A 25859-nucleotide genomic window follows, 5' to 3' on the forward strand; every position below is an offset into this window, starting at 1 on the left:
AACGCATAAATGCCTATTTATCAAACGCTGCGCATTTTTTGAAGCACGACGGGGCGTGGCACAGTATTATTCAGGAAAGCTCCCTGTAAACCAGACGCCCTAATTATGAACAGATCATTTTATCAGATTTTTTGGATTCTTACCCTTTTCACAATTGCTTCTTGTGATGACGATAAAGGCGATACCAACAGCGTGGTCGCGGAGGCGGATCGTGAGTTTGTGATGAATGCGGCGGACGAGGGACTTTTCCAGATCAGCGCGGGGCAGGTGGCGCTGAATAACGGTGCATCAAAAAGGTATGCGGACTTTGGACAGCTGATGATCGATGGATACACCGCTTCAAACCGGGAATTGCAAGATTATGCTGCTTCCAAAAATCTGAACGTGCGAACAACCTTATCGGATACCCGGCAACAGACGCTTGATACGCTCTCGGGAAGAAAGGGAATGGAACTTGATACCGTGTACGCAACTGCAATGCTCGTTGCCCATTCCAATACTATTACCTATTTTGAAGCTCAGAAAGAAACGGTGACGGATGCACAATTGAGGACCTGGATCGAAAAGAAACTTCCCACTTTGCGGCAATATCTGGAACAGGCGAAAGTATTGAATGATACCTTACAGTAAATCAACTCAGAGGCGAGTAACCGTCATTGGTCAGAATATCGCGGCCATTGTATTGCTGAAATTTTTGAATGATCTCATCACTTTCAGCCCGGTTTTTTGGGTCTACGCTGATAATAATGCCTCCTTCCTTCACGCCCTCTTCGTAAGTATCTGAATGCGTGGCCGGGATTTTCGAACCGATGATCCCGCCCAGCGTGCGGCCTGTTAATGCGCCGGCAATACCCGCCATTACCGGACCGGCAATCGAAATCCCAAGTCCGGGCACAGCAACGAGGCCAAGCGAAACGAATAAACCAGTTAATGCGCCGGTTGTACCGCCGATCGTCTTACCGCGATCCTCTTCTGTCGGGGGTGTAGATTCAGGTTCAGAATGCTCGTTTGTGTCACTCAGGTGCTTATTCAAAGTTTCGTCGGACATCAGTACCGAAATTTCATCCTCCGAATAGCCCTTCTTCAAAAGTGCTTTGTATGCCTTATCCGCATCATCCCGGGTAAGGAACACTGCCGACACCATTCCCGGCGAATCGTATGCGTAGCTTGAAGATTCCATGACGGTTTTTGAAATGCCTTACGGCCGGTTATTTAATACGATTCGACATTTTCTTCCTTTTCCGAAGGTTTGATGATCATCCGCAGCGACTGGTCTTTGGTAAAATAAGCTACCATCCAGTTATATAGGGTTTTCATTCTGTTTCTGTGATTGATCAGCGAGATAAGGTGGATAAATAACCAGGCTAGCCAAGCGATCACACCTTTGAAATGAAGTTTTGGAGAAGGCATATCTACAACCGCTTTGGCGCGGCCGATGATCGCCATTGAACCTTTATCGTGATATGCGAATGCTTTGAGCGGCTCGTTTTTGACCTGCGCTTTGAAATTGCGGGCCAATGTTTTTCCCTGCTGAATTGCTACCTGTGCAACCTGCGGGTGCCCCTGCGGAAAATTCGCGTCAGTCAGTTGAAGACAAGCATCCCCTATTGCGTAAATATTATGGGTACTATTCACCAGGTTATACGCATTTACGAGCATTCTGCGTCCGCGTCCGTAGGCTTCGGCTGGTATCCCTTCGAACACAATCCCGGTAACGCCCGCAGCCCAGATCAGTGTTTTTGTGTCAATATAATCACCTTCGGTAAAGAAAACCTTATCATCGGTGAAGTCGACAACGTGGGTATTGAGCTTGATTTTCACGCCCAGTTTGGTCAGAGCCTCGTAGGTATCCTGCTGTGAGGCGACACTCATCGGCGACAGCAGCGAATCTCCCCCATCGACCAGATATATTTCACTGCCTTTACCAGCAAGCTGCGGATATTCTTTCCGCAGAATTCCGTTCCGCATTTCAGCAAACATCCCCGAGATCTCAACACCAGTAGGTCCGCCGCCTGCAACTACGACGGTAAGCAGCTTTTTAACCTCCGCCGGATCTTCGCAGATGGTAGCCTTTTCCATTTGCAGCAACATCTTATTCCGCATTCCGATCGCATCTTCGAGGGTTTTCATGGGCGTGGAATTGCGTTTCACATTTTCCATCCCAAAGAAATTACTCTCCGCGCCGGTCGCGAAAACAAGCTGATCGTATTCCAGCTCACCATTTGAAAGCACTACTTTGTTTGCCTCGGGCACTACTTTTAAAAGCTCACCCAGCCTGAAATGCAGGTTATCTTTTCCTGAAAATAATTTGCGAAACGGATAGCTGATACTGGAAGGCTCCAAGAAAGCCGTGGCAACCTGATATATCAATGGCGGAAAGAAGTTGTAGTTGTTCTTATCCACCAGGGTAACCTCAAAATTTCTGTCTTTGGCAAGGTCCAGCGCGAGGTTAACACCTGCGAATCCTCCTCCTATGATTACAATTCTCATACGTCCTTCTATTAGATCGGGGGTTATGATTTTAATAATTCAGGTTTAGGAGAGCTTCGTACATTAAATATGCCAAATAGCATGCCAACACGTACTTTACCCCGATTATGCGACAGAATCTGTCATTTTGCCGGATTTTTTGAGGTAACGAATGTAACCGTAGATTGCGCCTAAAATCACCACGACAACGATGAAAGCCGGCACGCGCGAATCAGGGTCCGGAATCAGTTGGGGATATTTGAAAATAAGGATCGCGAAAATCCCAAGCAGCCACACCAACAGGGTATTGTACTCTTTAAGTACCCACCTTTTATAATTAAACTGCATGCCGTCGAAAGCATTTGAAATTCCCCTGAAATTGATGAGCCAGCGATTCACCCGACTGCAATATGCATCGAACTGGGCGCCGAACTTATTCCGCAGAAAGTTTTCCTCCGCCAGTACGATCGCCTGATAAATAAAGAGAAACAGCGGCATCACCACCCCCACGTAGAACAACGAATTGGAAAGTATACCCACGCCAAGCAGCATCAGGATATTGCCCACATACAATGGATTGCGGCAATGATTGAATATACCCTCCGTAACAAGTTTTTCAGCATATACTTTTTTGTCTTTTCCCCCACGAATAATATAGGCGAGACCAATAGTAATACCCCGGATAATTTCTCCGGCAAAAGTCACAAGTAACCCGAGAATAATTGGATAGAGATAGTATTTTTCCCCGAAATGCTCCGGCTTGAAAAGCATCGGAGAGGGAACGAAAAGTAAGAGGTAGAGAAAAATGAACAGATTATTTCTGTACTTAAAAAAGAAATTCCCGATTGCGATCATGATTTTTTGTAAGCTATCATTCCTGAAAAATTATACCACTTAAAGAATATTTCGCAATCCGCGAAACCGGCCTCCTTCAACAGGAGCATGTTTTCAGATAACTTATATGGGATCAAAACGTTTTCGAGGGCTTCTCTTTTCTGTGAAATTTCGAGCTCACTGTAATGGTTTCGCCTTTTGTAGTTATAGTAATATTTGATGAAGTCGCGGTTGAATACCGAACTCTCTGAAAGCACTTTTTCAACCAGTAACAAAACACCTCCGGGATTCAAACCTTCATAAATATTACGCAAAAGCCGCTCGCGGTACAGCGGGCGGACGAACTGCATGGTAAGGCAGAGGATCACCACAGATGCATTCGAGATTGGAAGATCTTCCTGCTGCAAATCGGCGGAGCGCAGGTCGTAGGGACGCACAAAACCTGCTTCCTTGAATTTCAGGTCGCACTTTTCGAGCATTTCCGGGGATTCGTCAATGCCAATGAATTTTATATCTGAGGGAATTAATTTGTCTACTTCAATCAGTGTGGTACCGGTAGAGCATCCCAGATCGTACAGGTGCGAACCTTCTTTGACGTGATCAGCCGCAATTTCTGCGAGCATGCGCTGGGTTTCGTTGTAAAAAGGTACCGATCTGCTGACCATGTCGTCAAAGACTTTCACAACCGTAGTCCCGAATTTAAAATCGGAAGCTTTGGTTATTTCATCTTTAAAGACCTGATCCTGATTGGTGTTTCCAATATTCTCCATTTGTCAGTAAGGTTAAGATTACGTTCAGATTAATTCAAGCAATAGAATTTTTAATAAAAATCTAACCCAAATATCAGAACTTACTCCCTAAACTTTACTAGCAAGTGCAGAATCATGTAACAAACTTGGAGGAAAAATCGGCACCAAACCCTTTCAGGATGGTTTAATTCGCTGTGTGATTGTTCTCCCCGTCGCGATTTCAGTCCCTTTCAGCTCAATGTAAACTACGTTGGGAGACCAGAATGTACCTCCGTCAATGCGGATAAAAACCCGGCTCAGAATGCATTCTTTTTTGTTGATGCTGGTGTAAACGTGGTACTCATTTCGCGTATCTTTCCGCAGTGACAAAGGAAGTTTGTTATAAGCGACCGACCTCAGCTCGTAAGAAGAATTGCCTTTTTCCTTTACATTAATACCGTAAGCAAACTTTTTCTGGATGTAATTGAGCTCCTTACGGATCCCGCCGTCGGTATAACGGATCCAGAACATATTGACAGGATCTTTCGCGCTTAACTTTCCCTGTCCGTCAACATTAAGCTGGTAGCAGATCGTATTTTCGTTCGGGTCTCGCTGAATGTAGAACAGCAGGCCCGGGACATTTTTCGGAACAGGAAATTCGTCGGGATCGGCAAACTTACCATTTGGATTTTCAGCTAGTGAATATGTCCCTGAATACGAAGCCAGTATCAGGCCGAAGGCCATCAACAGTTTCATCACGTATTTCATTGTTGAGTATTTGTTTCAATAAATGGCCTGGGCGATCAGTTCGCGATCACATTCACCATGAAGAACAACATGATTAACAGCTTCCTGGTTTCCCGAAAACGGTCCGGAAGACTGAATTTTTAAGGTTGCCATGGCGGCTCCGAACTCCCCGGCCTCCTGCACATCCGCTCCTCTCACTTTCTTACTCAAATATCCTGCCATATAAGTGTCGCCGCAGCCCGTCGCATCTACGACAGCAGTAGGTGTATAAGCCGGGATCTGGTAAAAATGATCGTCTTTATAAACCAGCGAACCTTTGCTTCCCAGGGTGATAATCACTTCTTTCACGCCCATTCCTGCTAATATCCTTGCGCCTTCGCGCACATCGCTGGTCCCGGTCACCACTTCCATTTCAAACTCATTTGCTTTCAGAATTGAGACAAATGGTAATGCTTCCTTTTTATCCGCCCAGTCGGTATAGTAAACTTTTTTGTCTTTTACGTACCTTAAATAACCCTGAATATCGAGCGAAACTTCCCCTTTCGAAGCCAGGCTTTTCAACAGATCTAACTGAATATCGTCGGAAAGCAGCGGGCCGAGGTGGAAAATGCGGGACTGGATATCGGGCATTTGCGCAACTGTGAACGGAGCCGCTTTGTGCAACACATTCTGCTCACGGTGGTCCTGGTTGGCGCTGTAAATATTTTCGAAATAGACTGTATATGGACTTGGCTGAGAAAAGATCTCGATCTGCTCTTCGCGCAATGCTGCCAGAATATGGTTTTCCTGCTCCGCCAGCGCGGTTACCAGCATATAATTGATATCAAATTGCCGCAATGCTTTCGAAAAGTAGAACGAAGTTCCCCCCGGCATATAGTTGACAGACTGGGTCGTAACTACCTTATCGAGTGTAATGTGGCCGATCGTACAAATGTCGTACATGATAATTTTCATTTAATTTCACCAGGTCGCTTTCGTGCCTGACAAAAGTTTTACAACTAACCCAAACTCTTTAAAACTTCCGTAATGCGTGCAAAATCGGTGATCTCAGTAACACCTTCGGGCGTCGCCTGCTTTTCGCCGTTTTCCTCCCAGCCTTCCACATTCAACCAGATCGCCTGGCAGCCGAGTTGCCGAGCCGGTTGAATATCTTTTGAAAATGAATCTCCTACCACCACGCATTCCTCCGGCTCAAAACCAAGTGAATCAATCCCAAGCTGATAGATCTGCGGATCGGGCTTTCTGACACCCACAACAGCAGATTCAATCACATCCTGAAAACAACCGGCGATACCGAAATCAGCCAGGATATTGTTAATATTTCCGTAAAAATTGGAAACCATCACCAGCGGGTATTGCTTTGCCAGCGCTTCGAGTACCTGTTTTGCATTCGTTACCGTAGTGTGTGCGAATTGATTGCATTCTCTCGCAATAGCTTCAATTGCTGCATCGTCGACCGAATGTCCGTTTTCCTTCAAAAAGCTGAATTGTTCAGTCAGTTTAAGAAACAGTACGTCGTAAAAAACGTGGTGCGGCTGAACCAGCGGCTTGATCGCCAGCGCCCTTTCACCATACTTATAAGCTTCGCTAAATGCCTTTTTATCAACATTCACATTATTCCGCTGGTACGCTTCCCACAAAACATGCGCCCAATGCAAAGCATTGGTATCAATCGTACCGCCGTAATCAAATAGAATTCCTTTAATCATATTATATTTTTTCACTCACTTACAACCAGGATTTCCTTTTCTGTCTTCTTCTTACCACTCACCAGCGCCAGACCGATCATGATCCAAACTATTTCCCTGATTCTCATCACGATACCGATGAAAAGTCCGGGTGCGGAGGCGATTCCAACGCTGCGCAATGCGAGTATCAAACCGCCTTCGCGCGTGCCGAGCTGCATGGGGAAAAAGAATATCAGATTCGCAAAAAGCGATGAACCTGAACTCACGATCAGCGATTGCGAAAGGCTCATTTCCATGCCGATCGCGTGAGCTGTGAAGAATATTTCGAGACAACCTATTACTCTTGCTACAAATTCATAGAATAGGGAGGCGTAAAAAACGTCGCGCCGCTGGGCGTAAAGTATACGGATCTGATCATCGACCTCGTAAAGATTTTCACCGTTTTTAAGCGCGAATTCTTTTGCTTTCTTTCCAACGAAAGGCAGCTTCTCTAGCACACGGAACGAGCTTACTATCAAGCCTTTTTTGTATACATTAATAAACCAATATCCCAATATCAGACCGACTACCAGCAGAATACCGCAACCTGCAAGCATTACATCGCTCAAAGGAACGACGGCCACGATCAGTACAATGCTCGCGAGCCAGAAAAGCACGTGCGAAAACATGTGCATCAAACTGTAAAGCAATACCGAAGAAGTGGCTTTCTTCATTCCCAGCGCCGGTTTCAGTTCCAGGATCCGGTAAGGTTCCCCACCTAATGCGACAAATGGGGTAATGTAATTGATCGCGTAACCGGAAATAGTAAGCCGCAATACCGACCAGAATGAAAGGTTGGTTTCGGGTAACTGCGGTTCGCGAATGATCGCGCGGAATGCGAATGCATTTAATATGTAAATCAGCAGCCAGCTACCTATTACTGGCACAAACCAGATACCAGTCAGCTGGATATTTTCCCAGATCACGGTAACGCCTGTGCCATAGATCATATAGCCCAGTGACGCGACGCCGATTGCCAGAAAAAGTGCCTTATATGCTTTGGTATTCATTATTTTTCCCGCTGATAAGCTCCTGATGAAAATGCTTGCTCACCTTTTCCTGCCCATTGACCATATAAATAAGGATCGGGTTCAAGATGACTATGTCGAAGAAAAAGTAAATCCACGACTGGTCGATGAACAGCCAGAGGAACAGGAACAGCACGCGCGTATTGAACTGTACGATATTGGTATATTTCATCAAAGGCCGGTTTTGCGCCCTGAAATCTGTTACTAGTTTTTCAGGTAAACCGTTTCTGAACCTGTCGCGAACGAGCCAGAGCAGCTTTTGCAGATTTGGAGAAAACTGCTCCTGCATTTTGGTATAATTCAGGTAAAAACGCGCCACGAATTTCATCCCGAAATTGGAAGTCCAGCTCAGGCGATCGTACTCAGCTTGCAGCTCACGGCTGTTATCCAGCTCGCTGCCCGATGTTCCTTTGATAAAAAACAAATGCACATTCCGGTAATAGTCCGCCATCGCAGACTGCACCACGTGCGACGCGCCCGCTAAAACTCCCCAAACCCAGATCCAGGCTGTCCAGCCTTCGTTCATACCGCGGAGGCACAATGCAACGTGGATCGCGATGAACCAGAAATCGCCCGCAGCTCCGTCGAGAATACGCCCGAGCCGGCTTTTATCATTCGTCATCCTGGCCAGCTGCCCGTCGGCGCTATCGAGAGAATTGGCGAAAACAAGCGAAAGCATTCCGATCACATTGACCCAAAGTTCCTGGGAATAAAATAGGATACCCGCGCCCACGCCGAAGAAAATACTGACGATTGTAACCGGATTGGGCCGAATGCCGACTTTGGCGCAAAACAATGCGATCTGGTAGCCGATCGGCCGGTAAAACCAAATATCGATCTGCTCCTCGGTATCGCGGGATTTCAGTGAGTTTTGAAAGGCAGAATCGCTGGCTTCTGACTTCAATTCAGATTTTTCAGTAGTGGTGGTAGCCATTAATTATTGTTTGTAAATACTTCAAAAATCCGTCCGGCAATGTGCCCGGCTGCCTCGTCGCGGCAGGGTGCAAAGCTGGGCCAGTCGTTCAGGTCGATAATGCGGAAACTGCCGTCTTTCCCGACGATCGCGTCTCCTCCATAAATATCGATCCCGACAGCCAAAGCTGCTTCGTTCGATACCTGTTGCAGGTTGTTTGCGTCAAAAGCATAGTAAGCCGAGCTGCCGTTTATTTCCTGGTACTGCGTGTATTTGTGATGATTGTTGTCGTAAGGATAAAACCAGAAGAAAAAGTCAGTCCCGCGCACGCCGTAAAATTTGACCAGATCACCTACCAAATGCTCGGAAATAACTGCGTCGGGAATATCCCGCAATGCATATTCACGTAAAATACTCTTGGCTTCTTCGCGCGACGCGGCAAATGAAACGTCTTCCTTATGTATCGCGTGAAAGTCGCCGCGCTTGATCCAGTAACCTTTGCCTTTGATGGTATCGAAAACCGTTTCTTCCTGATAATCAGTCGGCACTATATGACTTTCTGCGACCGGGATGTTGTTTTCGTTCAATGCATTGGTCAGGTTGGTCCGGAAGCATTTTTCTATTCCAAATGCCGAATTAACTACCTGAATACCCTCACTTTCCAATTTTTGCAGTTTGGCAACCACCGTTTTTTGTCTCGCCATTGTGAATATCTTCGACTGCGGAACCTGCTCCATCGCCAGAAAATCATCCTCGCAGCAGATCGTGACGCGGCAGCCCAGCTTTTCAAGTGCTTTGGCCGTTAACGAAAAAATCGCGTCGTCGTTACCAATGTGGTTCGGTGAAAACTTTTTGTTACGGTGTACACCGAGTATTTCAAATTCATTCATACGCTGCCGGAAAACGCCCCGGTCTTTAATTAATTGGTGTCAGATTGTAATGCGTTTTTAGACCAGACTTTCCTGATTCAAAAACATTTCAGCCGTTTGTATATCGCTGATATGGTCAACATCCACAATCTTGGAAAATGGATAAGCTTGTAATTCAATTCCTTCGAGCAGCAACTCACGCTGGAAATTCCGCATGCGCGAAGTGCCGCTATTCACAGATTTCGCTAGCGTATTGATCGCTTTTTGACGCAAACAATAAATTCCACCCGAAACAAATTGCGTTTCCGGCTCTCTCGAATCTGTAAATGCAGTGATCTTACCTTCCTGGTCGGCACTTATGTACAGCGGACTTTCATCGTCGACAAAAGCAGTTACTGCCATTTGTCCGTCCAGTTGGGGGTTATTTTCAAATGCATCAATAAATGCACCGAATTCTTCTTCTTTAAAAACCGTATCTGTCGTAGTGAGGCAAACTGCTTCTGTTTCAGGATATTGGTTTAAAAGTTCAAATGCGCTGTGCAGCGAGCTGGGCGTGGATTTGATCAGGATATCGAGTGGTAATGTGCGGCGCAACGCATTCAAATGCGCTTCCAGCTCTGGTGAGTTTTCGTTGATTATGATCAAAATCCGCTCCGCCCGGTTCCGCATAAAAATACCGATCAGCCTGTCGATCATCATTTCCCCGGACAAGGTTACCATCGGCTTGGGAAGCTGAAAACCTTCCTTTGCCAGGCGTGAACCCTCTCCTGCTGCTATGATCGCATATTTCATAATTGGTGTCTTTTACTTTTATTATACTAAAAATCAAGCTTGAACCTCGCCCGCACGCCCCATTCCGAAACGGTTGGATTGTCGAGGTAAGTAAACCTTTTGACCAGGTCCACACGCAGCAGCTTGAATATATTCGCCACCCCGATGCTACCTTCAATGTAAGGCGCACGGGATAAAGTGTAGCTGATCGGCTTACCCTGCTCGTCTGTCGGGAAACGGTAGAGCGATGGGTTCAATGCAGGATTATTTTCGTCCCTCAAACCACCCATTAAACCTTTAAAACTCACTACTTCACGCAATTTCAGCTTTTTGAGAAGTGGTATCTTATTGAATACAAATCCATTCAGATAGTACTGCACATCCAGACTTGCGTAATGGTCGCTGACAAATTCGAGGAAGTTCATCAGGTTAAAGGAATTCAGCTGGTAGGCGTAAGATTGGTTGGCGCGGTGGATCGTCAGCAGCGGGAACAGCACATTTTTACCGAAAATATAACCACCTTCCGCAGTTACGTCGGCATATCCGAATTGCGACAGGTAAACCCTTTTCGCCACATTTCCGGAAATATTATGATAGCGGTTCTGACCTGCGAAAACGCCTTTTATACCTGCATTGTAGCGGGCTGTGAATACCGGGTAGCGATTGATGATCGGGGTACGGTACAATTTTCCCTGATAAAACTGTTCGTGTGGCGCATACCGCAATTCGAAATTCGCCTCGGTATTGTTCAGCAAGCCACGGTCCTGTAAGGTTCCGTCGCTGTCCAGGCTTTCGTAGCGCAATATCCCCGCCGCGCGCTGGCTCCATTGCGTGAAACCGAGCTTATAAGACAAATGGTTATCAAACTCCCTGACATATTCCAGTTTGTAAATGTCATTGTACAGCCACCGGTTATTATCGCCGCGCTTGAATGAAAGTAACAGGTTATCTTCCTGCACAAACTGCAATTCCTGGCCCGGAATCTTGGTATCGCGCTGGTAGCTCGCCCGGATGTAATTGAACGGGAAATGGTAGACCGACTTATTGTTGATCGAATAGGTACCTGCCACGAAGTATTTCCACTTTTCATCCTTAAAACCGTAAGCCGCGTAAGTTTCAAAATAAACGCGTTTGCTCAGCTCCTGGGTAGTTCTTCCTCCGAAACGCAATCTGAAACCTTCGACCGGATTGAAGCTGTAAAAGGTATTGAATGGTCCTATCTCCACTTTTCCGAACGATTTATAGCCTGCCAGGAAAAGCGTCGCAATATCCATGGTCCGGCGGAACGACGGAATGGTTTGCAGGGTATCTATATTTCTGTAAATGTCGAGTTCAATCGCGTCTAGCGGAATATGTCGCGCGTTGCCCCAGAACGATTCGCCGACTTTGATCTCAGGATTGTAAGCGATTTCTTCGTGCGGACCTTTGTAAATACTATCGGGGCGGGCCTGATTGATGGTGTAATTCTTGAAATTAACCACCCGCTGACCGTACAATCCGGCGCTTTTTTCACCCAATGCAAACTCCATCGCCAGACTGGTTTTGGAAGGATGATATCTTTCGTCGGCGCCTTTCTCAAATTCCAGGCTCGCTTCGAGGTCGCGCATGAAGTTGAGGTTAATGTCTTTATTAACAGTCAGATAAGCATTCTGCACACTGTATTTTCCATCGAGCGTCACAAACAGCTTTCCTTCAAAAAGCATATCTGTTTTATTTCTCGGAACAAAACCTAACTCGATCAACCAGGGATTATTGGTTTTAATGGTATCCCTGATAAAAAACTTGTAAAATGTCGGCGCCGTGTTCGCGATCGGGCTCAGGAGCAGGTTGGTAGCAATGGAAATGTCGTTGTCGTAGATATTGATATCTTCATACAACCTATTGAAATAAGAGCTTAAACCCTCATTATCAATGAATTTAGAATCAAATTCAGCACGACGGTTGGCAAGTACAATTTGTTTCTTTGTATTTGGATTTTTACGAAAATAAACCTGCGAAAGCTTTTCCTGAATGTAAGCCGGCAGCATATTCCTGCCGCCCATCGCGGTAGAATCCTGTGCCTTGAACAGAAACTGGTAATTCTTGAAAATGCGCTTGTCCTTGAACTCGTCTGAAAGATTGCTCAATGCGAGCGAGATCTTTTCGTACTGCTCATATTCAACAAATGCATTACCAGCCATTTTATTCTCATCCTTATGCGCAATTACCTCGCGGATCAGCTGCACAGCCGGGTTATCTTTGTTGCGGTAACGTCCTCGTCCTTTTACAGTTACCTCTTTCAGCATCGACGCATCCACCGACATTTTGATATCGATAACCTGCGAAACTCCCGCCGTAATTGGTTTTTCAACACTCAAATAACCTACATAAGTAAATCTGATCTTCGCGTGATCTTCCCGCAAAGTAAGTGCGTAGCGCCCGTCCACATCTGAGGCAGTCCCCATGGTAGTGCCGGGAATCAGTACAGACACAAAAGGCAGGGTCTCGCCGGTCTTCGCGTCGGTAACGGTACCTTTAATCGTAGTCGTATTTTGCGCCATGGCCGCTCCTGAGATAACCTGTACTATACAGATCAACAGTGCGATTTTTAACCATACCGACTTAATTATTGTTTTCATTTTGAAGGATCAAATACATAATGCTACCCGATCACAATCGCCCAAGTACCTGACTTACAGTCAGTAATTGCGATTATTAGATTCAAAAACCGATTAAATCGGGAGCAAAAATTAAAGCCACTTATTTTCTTTGTACCAGCTTAATGTCTCCGCAAGTCCTTGTCGCAGGTCATATTGCGGCTGGTAATGCAGATTGTTCCGGGCTGCGTCTATACTACAGTTCCAGTTAGAAGCCGTAAGCTCTTTTAGCTTCTCCCTGTTTAAGACAGGTGTTTTGGAGGAAAAGGAATAAATGATATCCAGCAGACCTGCCAGCCATTTTACCAGAATAATGGGCAGATGCGTCCGAAAAACGTTTTTCCCGCTGATCTCTTTGAACCTGTCAGCCAGTGCGTAACGGTCGTAAGCATTTCCATCTGAAATGTTGTACACTGTTACGTCTTTCTTATTTTCAGTGAGTGCGGATAAGGTAGCGGCGACGAGGTCTTTTACATACACAAAACTCAGTCGCTGCGGCTTGGTACCAATGTACGCATCGAGCCCGCCGGACAGTGTTTTGAACAACACAAAAAGATCTTTTTCACCGGGTCCGTAAACCGCCGTGGGTCTTATTATCGTAAGGGGCAATCCGCTGACATCTTCCAGATATTGCTCAGCCAGCAGCTTGCTTTTTCCATAATCGGTGACTGGTCCGGGCAGTGTACTTTCCGTGATCGGCTGCTGCTCCGAGTAACCTATTGGCCCTATTGCGGCCAGACTGCTCAGAAAAACGAATCTTTTCAACGGAATATCTGCTGACATCGCAGCCTGCGCCAGGTTGAGGGAATACTCGGCATTGACTAAATTATAAGCTGCCGCCGTTTTCTCCTTCGTAACTCCCGCCGCGTGGATAATGTATGTATAACCGCCCGCTTCGAGTAAATCCTTCAATTTTTCGCGGGAGCTGAAATCTGCATTCACAATCTGAAGCGCGGCCGGCTGTCCTGTTTTAGGATCTTTTGCCAGCTTTTTCAGAAATTCCAGGTCGCTGGTGGGACGCACGGCCGCATGTACTTCAATGCCTTTGCCCAGTGCCTCTTTCACCAGATGATACCCGATAAATCCGCTCGCCCCTGTTATGAATACCCGCTCCTTCATATCGGTTTTTCGTACAGTCTGTATTTTTTGTACAGCGTTCCGTTAATCTGCTCGATGGCGTGGTTGATCAGAAAATTATCTTCCAACATCCAGGAGCATTCCGCTTTTACGATTCCGCGCGCTCTTCCATTCTGGATAATGCGGCCGTAAAGACAAGCTTCAATGCCCATTTTCCTGAAATCCTCCACTACGCCGAGCGTCAGCACACGGAGGCCTTTTATATTTTTCTTGCCAAGTAGTAATTTAAAAATCCCTGTTGGCAGTAATCTTCCTCTCTTTATCTTAATCAGGATCTGGTTGATATCTGGAATACCTAATATGAATCCAACCAGCTTGTTATCTTTCTCGGCCACCAGACAGTAGTCGGCGTCGAGTACCATTTTAAGGTCTTTTGCCAGATAATTAAATTCGTTTTCGGTCATGGGAACGAACCCTAAGTTCTTGTCCCAGGCAGAATTATATACCTCGCGAATCTTGGCAACTTCTTCGTCGAATTTTTTAAGGTTAATCTTACGGATTACCACTCCGCTTCTCTGCAACCTGGCTTCCAACGCATCAACCAGCTTCACCGATCGTTCATTCACCGAAGCCTGAATAATTTCGTAGGCGAACAGGTCCGTATTTTTCACCAAACCGCTATTTTCAAGCAAAGTCTGATAATACGGTGCATTGTAAGGCATCATTGCAACCGGCGGGCGATCGAAACCTTCGATCAATAATCCGCAGGTATCATTGGTAGACAAGTTAACCGGGCCTCTTAATGTATCGGCGCCTTTTTCCTTTATCCATTTAGTAGCTTCTCCAATCAGCAGATCAACCGTTTCCTGGTCTTCAATTGTATCAAAAAAACCGAAAAAACCATCGTTCCGCTCGGTGAAAGCATTGTGGTTCGTATTTAAGATCGCTGCTACCCGGCCCACAATTTTGTCTCCATCATAAGCGAGCATCGGCTGCACCTGTGAATGTTCGTAAAATGGGTGTTTGCCCGGAGTCAGCATGTCCTTCTGAGCTATAAATAGTTCAGGGACGTAATTTTTATCGTTTTTATAGAGGTCGTGAGGGAAGTCAATAAATTTTTTGAGTTCCGAAGGAGAGTTTACATAGACGATTCGCTTCATAGTCTTTGTCTTTCAATAACACGCTCCGGACATACTTCGCGATATATGCGTGATATTTTGTCAACCGCTTCTTCGATCTGGCTAAAAGTATGCGTGGCCATCAATGAAAAGCGGATCAATGAATGCTCCGGACGTACACCAGGCGAAACGACAGGATTAACAAATACTCCTTCATCCTGCAAACGTTTTGTCATGATGAAAGTCTTTTCATTATCCCGGATATAAAGCGGCAGGATCGGACTCTCTGTTTGCCCCAGATCGAAACCATTAAACAAGAGTAACTCCTTGGCGTACCGGGTATTAGCCCAAAGTCGCTCCATGTGATGCGGTTCAGATTCAATGATATCCAGCGCAGCCAATGTGCTTCCTACCGAGGCCGGCGTCATACTTGCACTGAACATCAGCGAGCGGGCGCGGTGTTTCAGATAATCGATCGTAGCAGCGTCACCGGCAATAAATCCACCCAGCGAAGCCAGCGATTTACTGAAAGTCCCCATTACCAGATCAGTAATATCTGTCTGACCAAAATAGGAAGCAGTACCTGCACCTTTTTCACCGATCACTCCCAAACTATGCGCATCGTCAACAAGTACGGTTGCGTCAAATTCAGCGGCGATCTTATTCAATTCGGGAAGCTTCACAATATCTCCTTCCATACTGAAAATCCCGTCGGTAGCGATCAGCTTGTCGGCATCGTCAGGCAGGAGGCTGAGCTTCTTGCGAAGATCGTTCATGTCATTGTGTGCATACTTGATCACTTTCGAGAAAGAAAGCCGGCTGCCGTCGATGATCGATGCGTGATCGCTTTCATCGAGTACCAGGTAATCGTTACGTCCTGTAAGACAAGACAATGCACCCAGATTAGCCTGGTAGCCAGTACTGAAAAGTACCGCACCTTCCTTACCCGTATAAAGGGCAAGTCGCCTTTCCAGCTCTTCATGGATATCCAGCGTTCCGTTCAGGAAACGCGAACCTGCGCAGCCTGTGCCGTATTTCTGAGCAGCCTTTTGAGAAGCTTCGATGATGTAGGGATGAGATGTTAGTCCGAGGTAAGAATTGGAACCGAACATCAATACCGATTTTCCATTGATGATGACCTCTGTATCCTGTCCGGATTCAATTGGTCGGAAAAAAGGATAAAGACCTTTCGCCTTAATGGCTGCCGCGTCTTTGAATTCGGCAATTCGTTTATTTAGTTTTTTACCCATAAATAATTAATGTCAGAATCAACAGCTTCTTTCTTTCAAGGGTGCCGGAAGGCTTCAGGCTGTGGCCTGGGTTAATTGAAATCAGGCAAATTAATTGGTGTTGTAATGGTTGGTTTCCATAATTAGCATTGTTAAAGAGTGCGGCGCGACGGAAGAATTGATATGTCAACAATCTTGGCTTACGATTAAACCACTTACCTCTCCTTCTAGTTCACAAAACGCTCCTCTCTTTTTGTATTTTACCGTTAAAAACAAATTAAAATCTCTCAGCAATCTCAGCGTGCTTTATCCAACTAATTTTTTCATAACCGGGCATTACCACATTTTAAAGCACTTTTCCGATCACGATAACTTTTAAACAAAAATCCTGCTGGCACTGAATCCATTCGTAATGTGCTCAAAATCTTGGAGTAACCCCGAATAATCTGACCAGTATACGAAAAGGTAACTTCTCTTACAAAAGAGCATGCCATTTACGGCACCTCAATTTCATCAGACATATTGACCTTCGTTTTCAAATTTGTACTAAACGCTGATCAATATGGGCGGTGAGCCTATTTCTTCCTACTCTTAATTTACCGGCGGTTGACCACCGGGATAAATGACATCTACCTTCAAATAAATGTTTATTTTAAATATCCGTTTAATAGCAGGTCAAAAATTTAGTCTTCCAGGATCAGGTAATTGCAGATCATCGCTTTCACATGATCTTTGTGACTTTCGCTAAAAGCTTCAAACTCTGCCTCCGACATGTTAAAAATTTTCTGGTGCATTTCCTTCCCCAAGAACAGGAACTCGATGCAGCTTGTCATTAACGGGAGAATACTCTCAATGCGAATCGGTCGCAATTTCCCGGTCTCAATGCCCTCGTCGAGCTGCTGATTGAAAAGCGTTGATTTGAGCTGATGATACAACGCCGTTTTTACCAGCAACCTTTCCGGTTCCTTATGAATTTCGTTCATGATGAAAATAACCAGGTCTGGCTCCTGTTTCATCATTTGATAGTTGTTTTCAACCACCTCCGAAATTTTGGTTTTAATGTCAATAGGCTTGTTCAGGATGAGGATGATACTCTGGAAATACATCTCCATCAGATCTTTAAATATTTCCATAAACAACTTTTCCTTACTTCTGAAGTAATAGTTGGTTAAAGCAATATTCATATCTGCCTCTTTGGCAATATCACGGGAAGTTGTCCCGTCAAAACCCTTCTTAAGGAAAACCCGTTTCGCCGCCTCTCTGATTTTATCCTCGCTTTTTTCGCTTACGCACTTCACAATGTTCAATAGTTAGGTTGTAATGTTCTTAAAACAAGGTTTTACCAGGAATATGTTTCAAATGTCGGGAGCAAAGTTGAATTGTACAAGCGTATGAAATGAATATTTTAAACGATTGTTTAAAATATTCATTCAATTTTAGATTATCCGGAAAAAATACAAAGTAGCTTATTGCTTAATGGTGTTCCACTCGGCTACTCGGTCACCCTTTCTTTCAACCAGCCAAACGGTTGTTCGGGGGAATTTGCGGATCATTTTTTTGGTCTTTTCAATACCCGCTACACTGAATGCAGTTGCGAGCGCGTCGGAAATTGTACCGTTTGGACAAATTGCGGTGGTACGTACGTGAAAAAGCAGCCCGATGCCGGTTACCGGATCGACGATATGCGAATACCTCACTCCGTTGTATTCCATATACCTATATGTAGGGCCGGAGGTGGCCAGGGAAATGTTGGAAAGTTTGAGCGCTTTCAGGGAATCGCTTCCGTTTGAGATATTAATATTCCAACCGTCGGTGCCGGGAGGAGGATTTGTGAGGACGATTTTCCCGCCGGCGTCCATCATTGCGGACGTAATGCCCAGTTTTTTAACTTCTTTGATCGCCTCTTCGGCCGCAAATCCTTTTCCAAGGCCGCCAATATCCAGTCGCATTCCTTTCTGGGTCAGTAGCACACTGCTCGCTTTACGGTTCAGCTTCATTTTTGAATATCCCGTTTTCTGCATGGCGGCGGCAATTTCTTCTTTGGCCGGAAAAATTCCTTTCCGGGTTGCGTGTCGCCACATTTGCACGACCGGCCCGAGCGTTACGTCAAATGCACCCTGGGTTTTTTTACTCACTAATTGTGAAACAGCCAGAATATCGAAAAGATCTTTGCTGACAGGTACCCACTTTCCACTTCCCGACTGGGCCGAAAGCCGGTTGATTTCGCTGCCGTCGCGGTAATCGCTCATAATTTCGTTCAGCTCCTCTACCCTGCCAAAAGCTTTTGCAGCGGCAAGCTCAGCAATGGAATCGTTCGGGGCATATACCACCAATTTAAATGGAGAACCCATTAAGCCCTTCTCAAAACTATACCGTTTTTCCTGACCAAAAACTGAGTCAGATAGGCTGATAATCAGTATAAAAACCAGAATTAAACCATTTTTCATGCAGAAATTCATAAGTAATTAAACCGAAAATTACAGCATTTAGCCCATTTTTGAAGAGAAAACAGAGTTTCAAAGTGCTAACAAAATAAAAGGTACGAACCTCCCGGCTCGTACCTTTTATATTATTGCGGTATATCTGATCAGCTGTGGAAGTCAAAAAGACCGTCTCTGTCTGCATGCTGATGTTGTGAACTCATTGCGTCTTTTATCATCCCGACTCCGATAAAAGGCAGGGAAATGATCGTAGAAATGATCATCGCTATGAATAAAATAGTTGCAAAGAAAAACTTCCCACAATAATATATGATGTTTGATAGTACGTTCATGATCACAATATTTATTTGATACTTTTCCTTCTTAAAGTTAAATTAAATAATCGTGCCATTGAAATTATTGGTACGATTTTATCATTTTTTAAGAAGATTCTAATACTTCAAATGGGCATATACAGGAATTTGCACGTAAAATGTAGTATAAAGTAGAAGAAGTACTATAAGTAATATTGTATAATATTTACAAATAACCGCTTCTAACAACGTATATAGCCTAATATGGATTTGTCGGAATAGCTTCGGCTTCGAATCACCTTAAACTTCTATATTGCAACCTTACTATTTCCTGACCAGTACTATATGAAGCGCAGAACATTTATCCATCTTACATCTATTGCCGGACTTTCCGGGATCTCTTTGTCTTTCACGGAATGCACGCCGCGGGAACAGCAGGCCGGCGAGGATAATACGAGATCAAATCTGGAAGAAATGACGGTGCCCGAGATGCAACGGTTGATGGGTCAGGGAAAGCTCACTTCGCGAAAGCTCACTCAATTCTACCTGGACCAGATCAGGACGATTGATGAAAACGGACCGGCCTTGAAATCTGTGATAGAGCTTAATCCCGACGCGCTGGCAATTGCCGACGCAATGGACCGTGACCGCAAGAATGGGAAAGTCCGGGGAAATATGCACGGCATTCCGGTGCTGATAAAAGACAATATCAATACAGCCGACAAAATGCAGACTACCGCCGGGTCGCTTGCATTGGAAGGAAATATTGCCGCTGCCGACGCATTCATTGTCAAGCGCCTACGTGACGCCGGCGCAGTGATTTTGGGCAAAACCAATTTGAGCGAGTGGGCCAACTTTCGCTCTTCACGCTCGTCAAGCGGATGGAGCAGCCGGGGCGGACAAACCAAAAATCCTTACGTGATCGACCGCTCCCCGTGCGGATCAAGCTCTGGCTCGGGTGTGGCGGTATCTGCAAATCTTTGCGCAGTGGCGGTAGGCACCGAGACAAACGGATCAATTGCGTGTCCATCTTCGATGAATGGCGTTGTGGGTATCAAGCCGACGGTCGGACTTGTGAGTCGGTCTGGAATTATCCCAATTTCAAAGACCCAGGATACCGCCGGCCCAATTGGCAGGACAGTTAGCGACGCAGCTGCATTGCTGGGCGCGCTGGCGGGCGTTGACCCAAATGATCCGGGCAGACATACCAGCGAAACCGCATTCCCTGCCGACTACACGAAATTCCTGAGCGCCGATGGGTTGAAAGGAAAACGGGTCGGAGTTGAAAAAACTTTTCTGGATAAACATGAAGGTGTAGATAACCTGATCAGCAAAGCGCTGGCGCATTTGCGTAGCCAGGGAGCGGTGATCGTTGAAGTTGATTTTATGGAAACGCAGGACGTCGATGGAGCGGAATCGACTTTACTTCAGTTTGAGTTTAAAGACGGGATCAATAAGTATTTGGCGGGTTCCAATGCAAAAGTCAAGTCACTGGAAGCGCTGATCGCATTTAACAAGACAAATGAGGCGGAAGTAATGCCGTTTTTTAAGCAGGAGCTTTTTGAAAGTTCGCAGGCAAAAGGAGATTTGAATAGTAAGGAATACAAGGCTGCATTGGAAAAAATAAATAAAGTAGCCGGTTTACTGGAAAAGGAATTTGAGAAAAATAACCTCGACGCACTCTGCGGACCGGCTACCGGCGCTGCGTGGTGCATTGATCCTGTAAATGGTGATTTCTGGACGGGTTATGGTTCCTACGGCCCAGCCGCTATTTCTGGATTTCCATCTATTACTGTCCCAATGGGCAATTTGAATGATCTTCCGGTAGGTTTATCGTTTCTTGGAAAACCATTCAGCGAGCCGGAGCTGATCGGTATTGCTTATGCTTATGAACAGGTTTCTAAACACAGAGTAGCACCTAAATTTCTTCCCTCGATAGGCAAAAATTGACTTTTGCATATAATAAATAGTAGCAGGCGCGCCGAAAGTTCTTTTTATCCTGAATAGAATCAATCAATTTCATGGATAGAAGAGAGTTTGTCAAAAATAGTGCACTTGCTATTTGTTCGATGCCGGTAGTCGCCCCGGCTTTTATTTCAACAAAAAATACCGCGGACAAAATGCCGCCCTGGCTGGCTGCAATGGCTAGCCGAACTGATAAAAGTATTGAGTCACTGCTGACTTTTCAGGTCAAGGACAAGAATAGCGAAGATCTGGGCGGGCTCAGGGATGGATTTGACCTATTGAACCCACACAGTACCTCTGCACTGATCCAATACGGAGCTTCCGGCCTTTTTTCACCTACTTCCAAGTACTACCGGTCGACCGAGCTGGTCGACAGTATGAACCTGGCGGCTCAATACCTGATCAAAACGCAGCACGAAGACGGTACGATCGACTTGCTTTCCACCAATTTCCACTCTACGCCGGACACCGGTTTTTTGGTCAAAAGACTGACAATGTCTTATGCATCAATCAAAAATTCGGGCACTCCGGGCGTCGAGAAATTACTCGAAAATCTGAAAACCTTCCTGATCCGGGGCGGCAATGCGTTGAGTGTGGGCGGAATACATACGCCCAATCACCGCTGGGTAGTTTGCGCCGCATTGACCAAGCTGAACGAACTTTGGCCAAACCCAAAATATGTGGCACGTATCGAGCAGTGGCTCGGCGAACATATTGATATTGACGCGGACGGACAGTATAATGAAAAAAGCACATTTATTTATTCTTCACTTTCCGACCGGATCCTGATCACCGTGGCGAAGGGAATGAATAAACCGGAGCTGCTGGATAATGTGCGCAAGAACCTGAATATGACGATGTATTATGTGCATCCGAACGGAGAAGTGGTCACCGACGCTTCGGGGCGGCAGGATAAGGCGGTAATTGGAACAATGGAAAACTACTATTATCCCTACCGGTACCTCGCTATTAAGGACAAAAACCCGCAATACGCTGCAATGTGCAGGATGATAGAAAAAACTGCCGGCGAGAAAACGGGCTCTTTTATCGACTATTTCCTCAATGATCCTTCACTTTGGGCAGAGTTGCCGGCTGAGAAGCCTTTTCCGATAAGCTATGTCAAAACGTTCCCGAATTCGGGTCTCGTGCGGATCCGGAGAAACAATCGTGATAGCACGCTGATCGCGAATAATCCGGTGTTTTTCACTTTCATGAAAGGCAATGCAGTTTTGCAGGGAGTGCGATTTGCCTCTTCGTTTTTTGGAAAAGGCCAGTTTCAATCTGAGAAAGTCAATGAAAAAGGAAATACCTGGGAATTGATCCAGAAACTCGACGGGCCCTACTATCAACCTTATCCAAAAGAATCGATCGCCCCTGACGGTGACTGGGAAAAAATGCCGAAAACCTACCGCCCGCAAAGTGAGATTCAGCTTTTGGAAACCAAAGTGACCATTTTGGAAACCGAAGACGGAATGGCGATTGAAATCACGACTAATGGAACAGAGCGCGTACCCGCTGCGCTTGAACTGATATTCCGACCGGGCGGCGAGTTGCAGGGAGTAACGAAGATCGAAAACACTAAAGATGCGTGGCTTCTTAAAGAGGGTACCGGAACTTATCGTTTCAACGATGATGTGATTTCGTTCGGGCCGGGGCTGGCTTTGCATAAAAATATTGCATTGAGGGGCGCACTTCCGATTATGGAAGCTCCTACCGTCTTCATCACAGGCTTTACCCCTTTCAAACATGTAATTCGTTTTAGGTAAATATCCCTTTTATTCACCTATTAAAAACCTGAAAAACAGCTACTTTATGTGATTGATATTCATTAAATTTGATTACGCCCCTCCGCTTTTTGATAAAGTCCCGGATTACAAAACGTCTGTCGCTATGCTGAAAAAGACTTCTATCCTATTCCTGGTGCTTTTTTCACAGGTTTGTCTGGCTAATCAGCTACTTATTCCGATGGATAAGTCACAAACCAATCACCTGAAAGCGTACGGACTTGCGTATATTTTGCTAAAAGGGGATATCGACGTAGAGTGGCTGCTGAATTATCGGGGAGGCAGTTTTAAAGTCCAGTACAGCAAGTCGATTGAGAACGAATGCAAGCTGCGGGCGATATCTTACGAGATCATTTCGGAAGCCGCAAGTACGCAGCTGATCAATGAGATCAGCAATCCGAATATCAATATGGATGTGGTCAAACTGCATAAGGCGGCCAGAATTGCGGTTTATTCGCCTATTAAGATCAGCCCCTCCGAGTTTGAAAATACCGACGCAGTTTTGCTGGTTTTAAAATATGCAGAGATTCCGTTTGATGTAATTTACGACGAAGAAATACTGAAAGGTGATTTGCCGAAGTATGACTGGCTGCATTTGCACCACGAAGATTTTACGGGGCAGTTTGGCAAAAACCTCCGGCGCACTTCCCAAGAAGATATTAAGGCACAGGAAGCGATCGCCAACCGGTTTGGCTACGCAAAAGTACCGCAGATGAAACTGGCAGTTGCCAAAGCGATCAAGGAGTTTTGTGCGGGCGGCGGTTTTCTATTCGCAATGTGCTCCGGCGCGGAGACTTTCGATATTGCGTTGGCGGCAGAGGGTATTGATATTGTCGATAACCTCGACGGCGACGGCATTGACCCGAATGCACAGTCGAAGCTGGATTTCGAGAAGACCTTTGCATTCCATAATTTCAAATTGCAGCTGGATGAATATGAGGGAATGAATTTTTCCGATATCAATTCTTCGGCGGGCAGGTACCGCGGCTGGGGCGATAGCGACGTGTATTTCTCGCTTTTTGATTTTTCGGCCAAATGGGATGTGATCCCGGCGATGCTGGTGCAAAACCATGAAAATCTGATCCGCGAGTTTTTTGGACAAACTACGGCATTCTCTAAAAACACTGTTAAGCCCAGCTCGCTGATCATGGGAACCAGCAGCTCGTCGGACCGGTATATTTACGGAGAACTCGGCCGGGGACAATGGACTTTCTACGGCGGCCACGACCCGGAGGGCCGCGGAGGCGGCGGCCGCAGAATGCCTACCGACTTGAATTTATACCCAAATTCGCCGGGTTATCGTTTGATTTTGAATAATGTACTGTTTCCTTCTGCGAGGAAGAAGAAAAGGAAAACGTGAGAAGTCTAGTAGCTGTTATTTCGCGTTTTGTTAGATTTGTAGAAACGACATACTATGCAAGCGACGATAACCGATATTAATCAACTCGACTTAGAGGGTACTTACACCTACGCTGATTATTTGAAATGGCGAATCAAGGAGCGGATTGAAATTATCAGAGGGAAGATTTTCAGGATGTCGCCGGCGCCGAATACCGCGCATCAACGCATTTCCACCCGGTTATTAGGCGCACTTTATATTCATTTCAAAGGTAGTAGCTGCGATTTGTTCAGTGCACCATTTGATGTCCGGCTGTTTGATACTAAAAGGTCTGACCTCTCAAATCAAGATATTTATACCGTAGTCCAACCTGATCTGTGCATTGTTTGTGACAGTAAAAAACTGGATAGCCGAGGTTGCATCGGCGCTCCTGACCTCATGATCGAAATTCTTTCACCAGGTAATTCTGAAAAGGAAATGAACAGTAAGTTCAAGCTATATCAGGATTGTGGTGTCCGTGAATACTGGATAGTCGATCCACAGAAAAGTGCAGTTTTGATATATGTTTTAAATGAGGAAAGTAAATATGTTGGTTTGCCGCCTGCAATGCATTCACTTAGCTCCACCATTTTCCCCGATCTTAAAATCGACCTCGAAGAAGTATTTCAATAGCTTTAAATCGTTTTGAGCCGGGCAGCTACTTTGCGGTCGATGCTATTCTTGCCAGTTTCATAACCTACCTGCCGCTCTACCAGATTGTTTTCCCCGTCAAGCAGGATCCAGACCGGAATGGATTGAAGGTTATATCTTTTGTCCAGCTTGATCCGCGAAGAATCAGCTAGTGCCAAAAATTGCGACCAGGGCATATTTTCCTTTTCCAATGCTTTTTGCCAGGCACTTTCGTCGTTGTCAATGGAGATACTGACGATATTCAGCTTGTCTTTGTATTTGCTTTCCAGCGTTTTAATCTGGGGAATTTCCTGCCGGCAAGGTCCGCACCAGCTGGCCCAGAAAACTACCAGTTTGTGTTTATTTTCCGGATTCAGAACCGCGGAAGTCAAGCCCTGATCCGGCTTTTTCAAGAGAATGTCTTTGGGGAAACCCGAGCCTTTATTGTTGAATTTCAGGTAAGATTTGATATCTAAATATGCCTGAGTAGTTTTCAATTCCTGATCAAATAATTCGGCTAATTCGGTCAGCTCTGACTCTGGCAGAACAGTTTTGCTCCACACAAGCTGACTCAACAAACCCATCGAACCCGGATATTTTTTGACCAAACCGGCATTGTACTTCTTATTCCCGTCTGTCTGCTCCGGTTTTGATTTGAAAGATAAATGCCTGAAAGCGACCTCAGTATCGACATTTAGCTTGTCGATTAACAGCAACACCTTTTCATTTTTATTGGGGACAAAATCCGGAGCAGCTTTGAAGTCCGTTTTTCCCCGCATCAGAAAAAAAGTGCTTTCCACCGTCTTGGAAAAGAATGGATTTTTGATCCCGATCAACTTGTATGGTTCTTTGGGATTGCCTGTTGCATAAAGAATACTTGATGGAAATGCACGGAATTCCTTCACCGGACTCATAGAAAAACTGAATTTCCCATCTTTCACAATTGCAGAGTCCTGGAAATTGCGGGTACTTACATTACCGAGATAGAGTTTTTTCCCTTCTAAAAATGAGTCGGAAGTATCGAGGTCGCCTGTGATTGTGACTTTGTCGTCAGTAGATTTGGCGCAACCTCCAAGGATGACGAGTGCAAGCAATAAAGCGAGTGACCACGATTTTGCGCGAGCGGAATTAGTTGATGATGTTTCCATTTGAGAAGCAGATTAAGGTGAATCAATCAAAGCAATACCTCTCAAATATAACAAAAGTTACAAAAAACAAACTT

Annotated in this window: 24 protein-coding genes; 5 read left to right on the forward strand and 19 right to left on the reverse strand. The window is 45.5% G+C overall.

The window, feature by feature from the left end; translation table 11 throughout:
* Positions 1–105: 105 nt before the first annotated feature.
* A complete protein-coding gene (locus LZG94_RS12840) occupies positions 106–630 on the forward strand; it encodes a DUF4142 domain-containing protein (protein ID WP_233792284.1) in 525 nt (174 codons plus the stop codon).
* 1 nt (position 631) lies between these two features.
* On the opposite strand, the gene LZG94_RS12845 is transcribed toward LZG94_RS12840, so the two are convergent.
* The 18 genes from LZG94_RS12845 to LZG94_RS12930 all read right to left on the reverse strand — a co-directional run bounded on the left by LZG94_RS12845 (position 632) and on the right by LZG94_RS12930 (position 18919).
* Positions 632–1180, reverse strand: a complete 549-nt coding sequence (locus LZG94_RS12845; protein WP_233792285.1) for a general stress protein — start codon at positions 1178–1180, stop codon at positions 632–634.
* A gap of 32 nt (positions 1181–1212) precedes the next feature.
* The gene (locus LZG94_RS12850; RefSeq protein WP_233792286.1) at positions 1213–2490 is read right to left on the reverse strand and encodes an NAD(P)/FAD-dependent oxidoreductase; all 1278 of its coding nucleotides are present in this window, start codon (positions 2488–2490) and stop codon (positions 1213–1215) included.
* Between the two features lie 105 nt (positions 2491–2595).
* Entirely contained in the window at positions 2596–3324 is a 729-nt protein-coding gene (locus tag LZG94_RS12855; RefSeq protein WP_233792287.1) for an isoprenylcysteine carboxylmethyltransferase family protein, read from the reverse strand.
* Positions 3321–4073, reverse strand: coding sequence for a carboxy-S-adenosyl-L-methionine synthase CmoA (cmoA, locus tag LZG94_RS12860; protein WP_233792288.1), 753 nt, complete (start codon positions 4071–4073; stop codon positions 3321–3323). The genes LZG94_RS12855 and cmoA overlap by 4 nt, the downstream gene beginning before the upstream one ends.
* A 153-nt stretch (positions 4074–4226) precedes the next feature.
* Positions 4227–4799 carry a DUF4833 domain-containing protein gene (locus LZG94_RS12865; protein WP_215232374.1) on the reverse strand — a complete coding sequence of 191 codons (573 nt, stop codon included), beginning with the start codon at positions 4797–4799 and terminating at the stop codon, positions 4227–4229.
* A 15-nt stretch (positions 4800–4814) separates the two neighbouring features.
* The gene (locus LZG94_RS12870; protein ID WP_233792289.1) at positions 4815–5720 is read right to left on the reverse strand and encodes a PfkB family carbohydrate kinase; all 906 of its coding nucleotides are present in this window, start codon (positions 5718–5720) and stop codon (positions 4815–4817) included.
* 56 nt (positions 5721–5776) lie between these two features.
* On the reverse strand, positions 5777–6487 hold the full coding sequence (locus tag LZG94_RS12875; RefSeq protein WP_233792290.1) for an HAD family hydrolase: 711 nt from the start codon (positions 6485–6487) through the stop codon (positions 5777–5779).
* Between the two features lie 11 nt (positions 6488–6498).
* Positions 6499–7515, reverse strand: coding sequence for a lysylphosphatidylglycerol synthase transmembrane domain-containing protein (locus tag LZG94_RS12880; protein WP_215232377.1), 1017 nt, complete (start codon positions 7513–7515; stop codon positions 6499–6501).
* The gene (locus LZG94_RS12885) at positions 7496–8467 is read right to left on the reverse strand and encodes a CDP-alcohol phosphatidyltransferase family protein (RefSeq protein WP_233792291.1); all 972 of its coding nucleotides are present in this window, start codon (positions 8465–8467) and stop codon (positions 7496–7498) included. The genes LZG94_RS12880 and LZG94_RS12885 overlap by 20 nt, the downstream gene beginning before the upstream one ends.
* Positions 8467–9336: a hypothetical protein gene (locus LZG94_RS12890; RefSeq protein WP_215232379.1), complete on the reverse strand. Its 870-nt coding sequence runs from the start codon at positions 9334–9336 to the stop codon at positions 8467–8469. The genes LZG94_RS12885 and LZG94_RS12890 overlap by 1 nt, the downstream gene beginning before the upstream one ends.
* A gap of 57 nt (positions 9337–9393) precedes the next feature.
* A complete protein-coding gene (locus tag LZG94_RS12895; RefSeq protein ID WP_233792292.1) occupies positions 9394–10107 on the reverse strand; it encodes an NDP-sugar synthase in 714 nt (237 codons plus the stop codon).
* A 26-nt stretch (positions 10108–10133) separates the two neighbouring features.
* The gene (locus LZG94_RS12900; protein ID WP_233792293.1) at positions 10134–12704 is read right to left on the reverse strand and encodes a DUF5686 and carboxypeptidase-like regulatory domain-containing protein; all 2571 of its coding nucleotides are present in this window, start codon (positions 12702–12704) and stop codon (positions 10134–10136) included.
* A 111-nt stretch (positions 12705–12815) separates the two neighbouring features.
* Positions 12816–13841, reverse strand: coding sequence for an NAD(P)-dependent oxidoreductase (locus tag LZG94_RS12905; RefSeq protein WP_233792294.1), 1026 nt, complete (start codon positions 13839–13841; stop codon positions 12816–12818).
* Positions 13838–14959, reverse strand: coding sequence for a hypothetical protein (locus LZG94_RS12910; protein ID WP_233792295.1), 1122 nt, complete (start codon positions 14957–14959; stop codon positions 13838–13840). The genes LZG94_RS12905 and LZG94_RS12910 overlap by 4 nt, the downstream gene beginning before the upstream one ends.
* The gene (spt, locus tag LZG94_RS12915; protein ID WP_215232384.1) at positions 14956–16167 is read right to left on the reverse strand and encodes a serine palmitoyltransferase; all 1212 of its coding nucleotides are present in this window, start codon (positions 16165–16167) and stop codon (positions 14956–14958) included. Before spt ends, LZG94_RS12910 begins: the two co-directional genes overlap by 4 nt.
* A 662-nt stretch (positions 16168–16829) precedes the next feature.
* Positions 16830–17444, reverse strand: a complete 615-nt coding sequence (locus tag LZG94_RS12920) for a TetR/AcrR family transcriptional regulator (RefSeq protein ID WP_233792296.1) — start codon at positions 17442–17444, stop codon at positions 16830–16832.
* Positions 17445–17612: 168 nt separating this feature from the next.
* A complete protein-coding gene (locus LZG94_RS12925) occupies positions 17613–18593 on the reverse strand; it encodes an FAD:protein FMN transferase (protein WP_233792297.1) in 981 nt (326 codons plus the stop codon).
* 140 nt (positions 18594–18733) lie between these two features.
* Positions 18734–18919 (reverse strand): hypothetical protein, encoded by a 186-nt coding sequence (locus LZG94_RS12930; protein ID WP_233792298.1) that lies wholly within the window; start codon positions 18917–18919, stop codon positions 18734–18736.
* Between the two features lie 306 nt (positions 18920–19225).
* Here LZG94_RS12930 and LZG94_RS12935 point away from each other — a divergent pair, with 306 nt between their 5' ends.
* From LZG94_RS12935 to LZG94_RS12950, 4 genes are all read left to right on the forward strand, one after another.
* Positions 19226–20830 carry an amidase gene (locus LZG94_RS12935; RefSeq protein WP_233792299.1) on the forward strand — a complete coding sequence of 535 codons (1605 nt, stop codon included), beginning with the start codon at positions 19226–19228 and terminating at the stop codon, positions 20828–20830.
* A gap of 71 nt (positions 20831–20901) precedes the next feature.
* On the forward strand, positions 20902–22611 hold the full coding sequence (locus LZG94_RS12940; protein ID WP_233792300.1) for a hypothetical protein: 1710 nt from the start codon (positions 20902–20904) through the stop codon (positions 22609–22611).
* A 124-nt stretch (positions 22612–22735) separates the two neighbouring features.
* Positions 22736–23989 (forward strand): asparagine synthetase B, encoded by a 1254-nt coding sequence (locus tag LZG94_RS12945; protein WP_233792301.1) that lies wholly within the window; start codon positions 22736–22738, stop codon positions 23987–23989.
* 54 nt (positions 23990–24043) lie between these two features.
* The gene (locus tag LZG94_RS12950; protein ID WP_233792302.1) at positions 24044–24640 is read left to right on the forward strand and encodes a Uma2 family endonuclease; all 597 of its coding nucleotides are present in this window, start codon (positions 24044–24046) and stop codon (positions 24638–24640) included.
* A gap of 2 nt (positions 24641–24642) precedes the next feature.
* Here LZG94_RS12950 and LZG94_RS12955 read toward each other — a convergent pair whose 3' ends face one another.
* Positions 24643–25785: a TlpA disulfide reductase family protein gene (locus LZG94_RS12955; protein ID WP_233792303.1), complete on the reverse strand. Its 1143-nt coding sequence runs from the start codon at positions 25783–25785 to the stop codon at positions 24643–24645.
* Positions 25786–25859 lie beyond the last annotated feature (74 nt).

Origin of the sequence: Dyadobacter sp. CY343 (assembly GCF_021390335.1) — a bacterium.
GTDB lineage: Bacteria > Bacteroidota > Bacteroidia > Cytophagales > Spirosomataceae > Dyadobacter.